Below are 10,135 nucleotides of genomic sequence, written 5' to 3'. Positions count from 1 at the left end.
GCCAGGCCTCAGCATTTTATTATGGTGATCCCCTGGGCGAAATGCGCCTGGTAAGCAGAGTTTTTGAAATGTAAGGCCTTTGAATAAGACAAAAGGCTGCCTCATCGCTAACTTTGCAACAGTGCCGTTAAAAGCAACAAAAATGACTTCGTTGATGCTGAAGCTATCTGTGAAGCAGCATCACGTCCATCTATGCGTTTCGTGCAGCCCAGAACCGAATCTCAGCAGGCAATGCGAGCTCTGCATCGTGTCCGTGAATCCCTGGTTCAGGATAAGGTGAAAACAACTAATCAGATGCATGCTTTTCTGCTGGAATTTGGTATCAGCGTTCCGCGAGGTGCTGCCGTTATTAGTCGACTGAGTACCCTTCTTGAGGACAGTAGTTTGCCTCTTTATCTCAGCCAGTTACTGCTGAAATTACAACAGCATTATCACTATCTTGTTGAGCAGATTAAAGATCTGGAATCTCAGTTGAAACGAAAGTTGGACGAAGATGAGGTTGGACAGCGCTTGCTGAGTATTCCCTGCGTTGGAACGCTGACTGCCAGTACTATTTCAACTGAGATTGGCGACGGGAAGCAGTACGCCAGCAGCCGTGACTTTGCGGCGGCAACAGGGCTGGTACCCCGACAGTACAGCACGGGAGGTCGGACGACATTGTTAGGGATTAGCAAGCGGGGCAACAAAAAGATCCGAACTTTGTTGGTTCAGTGTGCCAGGGTATTCATACAAAAACTGGAACACCAGTCTGGCAAGTTGGCCGACTGGGTCAGGGAGTTGTTGTGTCGGAAAAGCAACTTTGTCGTCACCTGTGCTCTGGCAAACAAGCTGGCCAGAATAGCCTGGGCACTGACGGCGCGACAGCAAACTTACGAAGCATAAAGGCAGAAATACACCAGTTTAAACAATCATTCATCTGGTTTTGCGAATACTGATATTGATGATACTAACGGCCCACCGGCCTGTTGAGGAACCTGTAAAACGGAAAGGCTCATTGAAGCCGTATATTTTCTGGAGGTTCATCAGGCGCGGAACTCATCGAGGCGCGGGAATAAAATCCCATTCAGACGCCGGATAGATTCAAGCAAGCCAACTTGTCGTCAAAATCGGTGTTGCAAAAACGGGAGTGACCATAGATTCCGTTTTCTGAGGCGACCCCCACATAGAGACCTTCCCGGTCATTCACTTTGTAGAGTTTGTCCCTGGGCTTGAGATTGCGCAGCTTGGTATCGGTCAGCATGTACCTTGTCCTTCTTCGTCTCCGATACCCACTCTATTGTAAACAAGACATTTTTATCTTTTATATTCAATGGCTTATTTTCCTGCTAATTGGTAATACCATGAAAAATACCATGCTCAGAAAAGGCTTAACAATATTTTGAAAAATTGCCTACTGAGCGCTGCCGCACAGCTCCATAGGCCGCTTTCCTGGCTTTGCTTCCAGATGTATGCTATTCTGCTCCTGCAGCTAATGGAGCACCGCAAACAGGTTACTCGCCTGGGGATTCCCTTTCGACCCGAGCATCCGTATGAGACTCATGCTCGATTATTATTATTATAGAAGCCCCCATGAATAAATCGCTCATCATTTTCGGCATCGTCAACATAACCTCGGACAGTTTCTCCGATGGAGGCCGGTATCTGGCGCCAGACGCAGCCATTGCGCAGGCGCGTAAGCTGATGGCCGAGGGGGCAGATGTGATCGACCTCGGTCCGGCATCCAGCAATCCCGACGCCGCGCCTGTTTCGTCCGACACAGAAATCGCGCGTATCGCGCCGGTGCTGGACGCGCTCAAGGCAGATGGCATTCCCGTCTCGCTCGACAGTTATCAACCCGCGACGCAAGCCTATGCCTTGTCGCGTGGTGTGGCCTATCTCAATGATATTCGCGGTTTTCCAGACGCTGCGTTCTATCCGCAATTGGCGAAATCATCTGCCAAACTCGTCGTTATGCATTCGGTGCAAGACGGGCAGGCAGATCGGCGCGAGGCACCCGCTGGCGACATCATGGATCACATTGCGGCGTTCTTTGACGCGCGCATCGCGGCGCTGACGGGTGCCGGTATCAAACGCAACCGCCTTGTCCTTGATCCCGGCATGGGGTTTTTTCTGGGGGCTGCTCCCGAAACCTCGCTCTCGGTGCTGGCGCGGTTCGATGAATTGCGGCTGCGCTTCGATTTGCCGGTGCTTCTGTCTGTTTCGCGCAAATCCTTTCTGCGCGCGCTCACAGGCCGTGGTCCGGGGGATGTCGGGGCCGCGACACTCGCTGCAGAGCTTGCCGCCGCCGCAGGTGGAGCTGACTTCATCCGCACACACGAGCCGCGCCCCTTGCGCGACGGGCTGGCGGTATTGGCGGCGCTGAAAGAAACCGCAAGAATTCGTTAACTGCACATTCGGGATATTTCTCTATATTCGCGCTTCATCAGAAAACTGAAGGAACCTCCATTGAATCGAACTAATATTTTTTTTGGTAAATCGCATTCTGACTGGTTGCCTGTCAGAGGCGGAGAATCTGGTGATTTTGTTTTTCGACGTGGTGACGGGCATGCCTTCGCGAAAATCGCACCTGCTTCCCGCCGCGGTGAGCTCGCTGGAGAGCGTGACCGCCTCATTTGGCTCAAAGGTCGAGGTGTGGCTTGCCCCGAGGTCATCAACTGGCAGGAGGAACAGGAGGGTGCATGCTTGGTGATAACGGCAATTCCGGGAGTACCGGCGGCTGATCTGTCTGGAGCGGATTTGCTCAAAGCGTGGCCGTCAATGGGGCAGCAACTTGGCGCTGTTCACAGCCTATCGGTTGATCAATGTCCGTTTGAGCGCAGGCTGTCGCGAATGTTCGGACGCGCCGTTGATGTGGTGTCCCGCAATGCCGTCAATCCCGACTTCTTACCGGACGAGGACAAGAGTACGCCGCAGCTCGATCTTTTGGCTCGTGTCGAACGAGAGCTACCGGTGCGGCTCGACCAAGAGCGCACCGATATGGTTGTTTGCCATGGTGATCCCTGCATGCCGAACTTCATGGTGGACCCTAAAACTCTTCAATGCACGGGTCTGATCGACCTTGGGCGGCTCGGAACAGCAGATCGCTATGCCGATTTGGCACTCATGATTGCTAACGCCGAAGAGAACTGGGCAGCGCCAGATGAAGCAGAGCGCGCCTTCGCTGTCCTATTCAATGTATTGGGGATCGAAGCCCCCGACCGCGAACGCCTTGCCTTCTATCTGCGATTGGACCCTCTGACTTGGGGTTGATGTTCATGCCGCCTGTTTTTCCTGCTCATTGGCACGTTTCGCAACCTGTTCTCATTGCGGACACCTTTTCCAGCCTCGTTTGGAAAGTTTCATTGCCAGACGGGACTCCTGCAATCGTCAAGGGATTGAAACCTATAAAAGACATTGCTGATGAACTGCGCGGGGCCGACTATCTGGTATGGCGCAATGGGAGGGGAGCAGTCCGGTTGCTCGGTCGTGAGAACAATCTGATGTTGCTCGAATATGCCGGGGAGCGAATGCTCTCTCACATCGTTGCCGAGCACGGCGACTACCAGGCGACCGAAATTGCAGCGGAACTAATGGCGAAGCTGTATGCCGCATCTGAGGAACCCCTGCCTTCTGCCCTTCTCCCGATCCGGGATCGCTTTGCAGCTTTGTTTCAGCGGGCGCGCGATGATCAAAACGCAGGTTGTCAAACTGACTACGTCCACGCGGCGATTATAGCCGATCAAATGATGAGCAATGCCTCGGAACTGCGTGGGCTACATGGCGATCTGCATCATGAAAACATCATGTTCTCCAGTCGCGGCTGGCTGGTGATAGATCCCGTCGGTCTGGTCGGTGAAGTGGGCTTTGGCGCCGCCAATATGTTCTACGATCCGGCTGACAGAGACGACCTTTGTCTCGATCCTAGACGCATTGCACAGATGGCGGACGCATTCTCTCGTGCGCTGGACGTCGATCCGCGTCGCCTGCTCGACCAGGCGTACGCTTATGGGTGCCTTTCCGCAGCTTGGAACGCGGATGGAGAAGAGGAGCAACGCGATCTAGCTATCGCGGCCGCGATCAAGCAGGTGCGACAGACGTCATACTAGATATCAAGCGACTTCTCCTATCCCCTGGGAACACATCAATCTCACCGGAGAATATCGCTGGCCAAAGCCTTAGCGTAGGATTCCGCCCCTTCCCGCAAACGACCCCAAACAGGAGAGAGCATAAAAAATATTGGGGCAGCGTGAGCTATGCTGCCATCGCTGGTCCCTTCCCGTCACTTTGAAAACCCGGATACCAGCAGACAAATTTATCCTGCAGTTCGTTATTCAAAACGGCGGTCCGGGTCTGTAACAAATAATGAGCCCCTTTTCTGCTCCACTGCATCTGCTGCTTTTTGGCCATTCGTCTGGCGATCACTTCATTGATCGTGGATTCCACAAACGCGGTTGATACCGGCTCTCCGTACCGACGCATTTCGCCGTAGTTTGGGATCATCATCTTATTATTCCGGATGTAGGTATACATTTCATCCAGATGTTTTTGCAGGGATTTCAGGCTAGGATAGCTGAGTTCAGGGTCATCGCAATACATAACGCAATTATCAATATGTTCCAGCGCAGCGACAACATTGCCATGCCAGAGATATCGTTTAATGCTTTCCAGCAGTGCCAGAACTTTACTCCCCGCCTCTGGATCTGATACCAGCAGTCCCCGGGCATATTGCATGAGCACCGTCAGCCTCATGGTGATATGAAACCAGTCCAGCACATGCGTTGACTCAGGGTACATACCGAACTGGAGGTCCCTGAGATTATCCGCGCCGTCGGACAGAAAAAATATCTGCTGGTTGGCCTGCATTCCCTGCGCTGAAAGGTGGGTCATGAGCCTGCGTTCCGGATGACAGTCATCCTTCTGAACAAAACCGAAGCGGCGGGTGTCAGCAGGCGCACCAACGGAAAAAGACTTCCCGGCAATAATTTCAAAATTACGCTTTTTGTCATCCCGATCGCGAACATAACCACCATCTATACCCACCACAAGCGGTTTTCCTGGCCTGGGCAGGTTCCCCCAGTCGCGGGGGCAGCCGGAAAGAAAACCTGAATGAGCTTCAGCCTCAGCGTCAAGACGCTGCGCCACCTGGCATAAATGATTCCTCACCGTTGAGGCATTCAGGCTGTGGCCCACCGGCAGAATATCTTTCAGCAGACGAGTCGTCATTTCATAGGAGATCATCGAGGCCCAGCGGGTTTCAATATATTTCAGTGCCGGGTGAGAATAATCGCCGGCCCAGTCGCTGAGCAAACTGACTGTCTTTGTATCACTCTCTTCACAACGGCACCGGTACACCCGAAGCCCGGATACCGGAATAACGCCAAACAGCGTCCGGTACCGTATTTTCTGTTTGCCTTTGATTCTGCGCGCAGCAAGGCAGTGAGGGCACCGGATATGGTGTTGAGTATATTCGTCTGCCTGCAGCTGGACCACCGACTGCTGGACCGTATTCAGCAACAGCTTGGATTCTGACACCGATAATCCGATGTCGTTCCGGGTCTCCCCTGATTTCTGGATTGTCATCAGTTCCTCCGTTCGACTGGAGCCTGATTCATCGGTGATGACTATCTGGAGCGTCAGTTGCATCATTGCCTCCTGCTGTGGTGGATGACTATCTCCCGGCTACTGGTTGTTCATCTGGTGACGAAGCTTATAATATGTGGAAACGCCAAGGCCCGCATGGTCGCAGGCGATCCTGAGCCTGACCCCTCTGCTTCTGAGTGCGTCAATTTCCTGGATCTTTTTGATATCGGCGCCGGGGCGCCCTGTTTTTTCACCCCGTGCTTTTTTCGCGGCGATGCCGTCGGCCTGCCTTTCCTTCAGTAAGGCTCGTTCAAACTGGCTGAATGCCGACATCATGTGCAGCTGCAGTTCCTGCATCGGATTGTTTGTGCCGGCGCTGAACGTCAGCTGCTCTTTCAGAAAAATAAGGGTAACGCCCTGGTCACGAAGCCGGGTGGTGACAGCGCACATATCCGACATATTCCGGCAAAGGCGATCGATGGAATGAACCAGAAGCGTATCACCAGGGCGTAATTGCCCCAGGAGTTCCTGTAACCCCGGGCGGTTTGTGTCCTTCGCGCTGGCATGCTCAACACAAATTTTATCAGGCTGAAAACCCGCCTTTGACAATGCCTCTTCCTGACGGGCCGTATTCTGATCGGCCGAGCTTACCCTGATGTAGGCATATTGCACGCAAAACCTCCGGAAGGTCTTTAAACATCATAGAGATTTAAAGAATAATCCATAAACACTGATTTAGGGAGGTTTATAGACATTTTTTCGGGGATCTGAGAGGCATGCTGAAAACGTATACCTTTATAGACATCAGTCAGCGACGACGGCCCAGCCAGATAACTTCAGGCTCCAGTACCGGAGATGCAAGGTCGAGCCTGCTCAGTTGCCGGTTGATTTTGTGGCGGTTGAACCTGACAGCATCCAGGTCGTCAGCAAAAGGGCGGATCTCGCCGACCGTTGTTTCATCATCCGCATTAACGATAGCTTCAAGAAACGCCAGGGTTTTATCGAACTCATCCGCAGCTGTGGCTCCGGGCATACCATGGCCGCTTATACAAAACGGCGCTTTCAGCGTAGAGTTTTCATAAATGGCCTCAACACGAATGTCATGAAGCCAGTGCTCAAAGAAATTGTATTCATAGGTAAAGCGATCGCCAGCATCAAAAGCAAAATCATCAATCACGACCCGGAACGGATTATCGACAAAACCGATGCCTCCTTCGTAGGAGATACCGTAATCTTTGCCATAAATGTGAAATTGATGGAGATGGTCGTCCCCCCAGCCCTGCACTATCTGGAAAATGAAGTGAAGCGCGGCCAGTGACGTGTCGGCAGCAATTCTCAGCCGACGCCAGACCATCGGACTGACTCCATGAACTGCTATTTTGATGACGTAGATCTTCATAGTCAGCAGGTATTGTTATGAAATGATGGTGGTTATTTTAACCCCTGTAGATGGCATCATTCGATGGCTGCCCCGAGGTTTTTCATGCTCTCCGATCTGGATGATGCAATAAATTTGAGCGTGAAGCCCCCGGCGACTGCAGGCCAGCGCCAGTTCATATTCATTCAGCGCCAGAAACTCCAGCCGCTGTGCATCATCGAAATCAGGTAGACCATAGAGCGCTTCCTGCTCGGCGTCCGAAAGAATACTGAGGAGCTTATTTTTAGTAGGCATCTCTGATCCTTATGCCTATTTAAACGCGCTTGTCACATTATCATTAACATAGAACCTTTACGTGTCATAATTTAAATTACGGGTAATGTGACTACCGTTGACAGATTATGGTACCCAAATCAGAATGTCACATAATCGAACGTATATGTGACAGAGGAAATATGTTCATCGGATATATTCGGATGTCAAAAGCGGATGGTTCGCAGACGAATGATTTACAACGTGATGCACTGATCGCCGCAGGTGTTGATGCCGCACATTTTTATGAGGACCGGGCATCGGGCAAACGAGAAGAGCGTCCTGGACTTACAGCCTGTCTGAAAGCACTACGACCCGGAGACACGCTGGTCGTATGGAAGCTGGACCGCCTCGGTCGTGATCTTCGTCATCTCATTAATACAGTGCACGACCTGACCGCGAGGGGGACCGGTCTGAAAGTGCTGACCGGTCACGGGGCGACTATCGACACAACAACGGCCGCTGGCAAGCTTGTCTTCGGTATCTTTGCCGCACTGGCGGAGTTTGAGCGCGAACTGATTGCTGAAAGAACGACTGCAGGTCTGGCATCAGCAAGAGCCCGTGGGCGGAACGGCGGCCGACCTTATAAAATGACGCCAGTCAAACTGCGACTGGCAATGGCATCAATGGGACAATCAGAAACAAAGGTCAGTACGCTATGCCAGGAACTTGGGATAACCCGGCAAACTTTGTACAGGCATATTTCCCCTGTTGGTCAACTGCGGGCGGACGGGATCAAGCTGTTCAACCGTGGATAATTTGAACGGACGGAAAAATCTGGGGTTCCGGCGTAGTACCCCTATCACCTCCACATTTTTGCAACAGTGCCTTATAAATGGCAGCCTTATGTTTACTTGCCAAGATGGGCTACCATATGATGTTTTATACTGAGCAATATTAATATTATCTTTAATGGAAAAATTAAGCCCACTAAGTGACCCACTGCTATATGGCTCTATTGTGAAGACGCCTGAGGGTAAAAATTTATACATGGTTGTCCCTATGTCTATTATTGCAAGGTTGACAATATTATTCGTTTTATAAATTTGAGCGTTTAAAATCACACATCAAAGCAATTAGTCAGGATAAACAACAATACCCAGTGCTTCGAGAATCAGTTCTTGCTGCCAGGCTGCAATTTTGATACCTGATGTATCGACTTTGCGGGGATCTAAACCGTCGAGTTCGGCGTGGCATAAATTGGCACCCTGTAGGCTAAATTGCCCCCAGACATCTTCGGAAAAAACACCTCGACTTAAGTCTGACTCTTTCAGTGATGCACCCGCTAGGTTCGTTCCTATCCAGCGATTTTCAAACAACTCACATTTTTCTAAACAAACCCTCTCCATATTGGCATAGGAAAGATTACATCCAGAAATAAATGCTGAGCAAAAGTACATACGATTACTCACTTGATGGGCAAAGTTTGTTCGGGAAAAGTTGGCACCTTTTAAATCACACGCACGGAACTCTATACCGTAGCAATTGGCATTACTGAAGTTTGCCATCGCAAGTTGGCATTGTTGGAAACTTGCATCACGAAGATCTGCGACATCAAAGTGGCAGCCTTCGATATCACCCTGTTCAATGAACTTGCAGTTGACGAATGTCGTATCACGCAAGTTAGCACGTCGAAAGTCGCTGCGAATGAATGTGCAAGCGGTGAAGGTGAGATCACTTAAGTCTTTATGTGAAAAGTTGTGGTGCCGATATGTATGATTGTAGGTTTCCATGAGTACTCCTTGTTGAAAGGAGGGCTAGACTACCATTATACATATGCCAAGACATTAAAATAAAAGCCTGTTACATCAACACATTACAACCCCTCAATTTACCTGTTTTAAGTGGTCAAATTGGCGCGTAGAGCGCCTATCGCTCTTGCATTGGCACGCGGCCCTGTTGAAAAAAGTTATTCGCTTTAGATAGGGTTAGGAGAGCCGTGCTTCGCCGGTAAAAAATCGGACTATCCGACGCAGGGCGGACTCATCGGCGGAGAAGCAAACTTTGACTATATCTCCCTACACTTGGAAGAGGGCTAGACTGGCCCCATAGATCACCAGACACTTCGACTCTCTTAAAATAAGAGGTAGTCTTGGAACTATGTTTAATACCAGTCAGAACGATAAGATGGTTGGAGTGTTATCAGGACCTGAGCGGCGTCGGCGTCGTACACCGCAGGAAAAAATTGCCATTATTCAGCAGACTATGGAGCCCGGTATGACCGTGTCTCATGTCGCGCGCCTGCATGGCATCAATGCAAACCAGATATTCAAATGGCGCAAGCAATATTAAGACGGTTCACTGACGGCTGTTGCATCGGGCGAGGAAGTGGTGCCGGCCTCCGAACTCGCTGCCGCCAATAAGCAAATTCGCGAACTCCAGCGCCTTCTGGGCAAAAAGACGATGGAAGCCGAGATACTCAAAGAGGCCGTGGAGTTCGGCCGGGCAAAAAAATGGATTGCGCATGCGCCCTCGTTGCCTGGGAACGACGAATAAGCGACGTTTGCAGAAGTCTTGGCGTGTCGCGTGCGCAGTTGAGCATTCGGGTTCACCGGCCATCTGACTGACAGGATCGCAGACGGCAGCCCCGTTCTGACGATACCACCGTATTGTCCCGGATAAACATGGCGGTGGCTGACCTGCCGACGTATGGTTATCGCCGTGTGTGGGCGCTGCTGCGACGGGAGTCGGAGCGGGACGGCCTGCCTGTGGTTAATGCAAAGCGGGTGTATCGCATTATGAGAACGCATAATCTGCTTCGGCACTGTTGCAAAGTTAGCGATGAGGCAGCCTTTTGTCTTATTCAAAGGCCTTACATTTCAAAAACTCTGCTTACCAGGCGCATTTCGCCCAGGGGATCACCATAATAAAATGCTGAGGCCTGGC

Annotated in this window: 10 protein-coding genes and 4 pseudogenes; 7 read left to right on the top strand and 7 right to left on the bottom strand. The window is 51.2% G+C overall.

Annotation, left to right across the window (positions count from 1 at the left end):
- A partial coding sequence (locus MKR05_RS26455; protein ID WP_032414367.1) for a hypothetical protein occupies positions 1–74 on the top strand: 74 nt, incomplete at its 5' end.
- Positions 75–126: 52 nt separating this feature from the next.
- Positions 127–882, top strand: a pseudogene (locus MKR05_RS26450) (IS110-like element IS5075 family transposase); the annotation flags it as partial.
- Between the two features lie 253 nt (positions 883–1,135).
- Here the strand turns inward: MKR05_RS26450 and MKR05_RS26445 are convergent.
- A pseudogene (locus tag MKR05_RS26445) lies at positions 1,136–1,240 on the bottom strand (Arm DNA-binding domain-containing protein); the annotation flags it as partial.
- A gap of 329 nt (positions 1,241–1,569) precedes the next feature.
- Between MKR05_RS26445 and sul2 the strand changes: the two are divergent.
- From sul2 to MKR05_RS26430, 3 genes are read left to right on the top strand one after another with little or no spacing between them, the layout of a single operon-like run.
- Positions 1,570–2,385 carry a sulfonamide-resistant dihydropteroate synthase Sul2 gene (sul2, locus tag MKR05_RS26440; RefSeq protein WP_001043260.1) on the top strand — a complete coding sequence of 272 codons (816 nt, stop codon included), beginning with the start codon at positions 1,570–1,572 and terminating at the stop codon, positions 2,383–2,385.
- Positions 2,386–2,445: 60 nt separating this feature from the next.
- Positions 2,446–3,249, top strand: coding sequence for an aminoglycoside O-phosphotransferase APH(3'')-Ib (gene aph(3'')-Ib / locus MKR05_RS26435; RefSeq protein ID WP_001082320.1), 804 nt, complete (start codon positions 2,446–2,448; stop codon positions 3,247–3,249).
- Positions 3,249–4,085, top strand: coding sequence for an aminoglycoside O-phosphotransferase APH(6)-Id (locus tag MKR05_RS26430; RefSeq protein ID WP_000480972.1), 837 nt, complete (start codon positions 3,249–3,251; stop codon positions 4,083–4,085). Before aph(3'')-Ib ends, MKR05_RS26430 begins: the two co-directional genes overlap by 1 nt.
- A 145-nt stretch (positions 4,086–4,230) precedes the next feature.
- Here the strand turns inward: MKR05_RS26430 and MKR05_RS26425 are convergent, their stop codons facing one another.
- The 4 genes and pseudogenes from MKR05_RS26425 to MKR05_RS26410 all read right to left on the bottom strand — a co-directional run.
- Positions 4,231–5,622 carry an ISKra4-like element ISKpn19 family transposase gene (locus tag MKR05_RS26425; RefSeq protein WP_014839878.1) on the bottom strand — a complete coding sequence of 464 codons (1,392 nt, stop codon included), beginning with the start codon at positions 5,620–5,622 and terminating at the stop codon, positions 4,231–4,233.
- 36 nt (positions 5,623–5,658) lie between these two features.
- Complete coding sequence (locus MKR05_RS26420; protein ID WP_001493762.1) at positions 5,659–6,231, bottom strand: recombinase family protein; 573 nt, start codon at positions 6,229–6,231, stop codon at positions 5,659–5,661.
- A gap of 136 nt (positions 6,232–6,367) precedes the next feature.
- A complete protein-coding gene (locus MKR05_RS26415; RefSeq protein ID WP_012477564.1) occupies positions 6,368–6,958 on the bottom strand; it encodes a plasmid pRiA4b ORF-3 family protein in 591 nt (196 codons plus the stop codon).
- 90 nt (positions 6,959–7,048) lie between these two features.
- Positions 7,049–7,231, bottom strand: a pseudogene (locus MKR05_RS26410) (DUF4158 domain-containing protein); the annotation flags it as partial.
- Positions 7,232–7,392: 161 nt separating this feature from the next.
- Between MKR05_RS26410 and MKR05_RS26405 the strand changes: the two are divergent.
- Positions 7,393–8,007 carry a recombinase family protein gene (locus tag MKR05_RS26405; protein ID WP_014839983.1) on the top strand — a complete coding sequence of 205 codons (615 nt, stop codon included), beginning with the start codon at positions 7,393–7,395 and terminating at the stop codon, positions 8,005–8,007.
- A 318-nt stretch (positions 8,008–8,325) separates the two neighbouring features.
- Here MKR05_RS26405 and MKR05_RS26400 read toward each other — a convergent pair whose 3' ends face one another.
- Entirely contained in the window at positions 8,326–8,982 is a 657-nt protein-coding gene (locus MKR05_RS26400; protein WP_001516695.1) for a quinolone resistance pentapeptide repeat protein QnrS1, read from the bottom strand.
- A gap of 394 nt (positions 8,983–9,376) precedes the next feature.
- Here MKR05_RS26400 and MKR05_RS26395 point away from each other — a divergent pair.
- Positions 9,377–10,008 (top strand): annotated as a pseudogene (locus MKR05_RS26395) (transposase); the annotation flags it as partial.
- 53 nt (positions 10,009–10,061) lie between these two features.
- Here MKR05_RS26395 and MKR05_RS26390 read toward each other — a convergent pair.
- On the bottom strand, positions 10,062–10,135 hold a 74-nt coding region (locus MKR05_RS26390), incomplete at its 5' end, for a hypothetical protein (protein ID WP_032414367.1).

The organism is Klebsiella sp. K5-204 (assembly GCF_030128585.1).
GTDB lineage: Bacteria > Pseudomonadota > Gammaproteobacteria > Enterobacterales > Enterobacteriaceae > Klebsiella > Klebsiella quasipneumoniae.
Note: the sequence above shows the minus strand (reverse complement) of the source record. Positions and strands in the feature narration are given on the sequence as shown.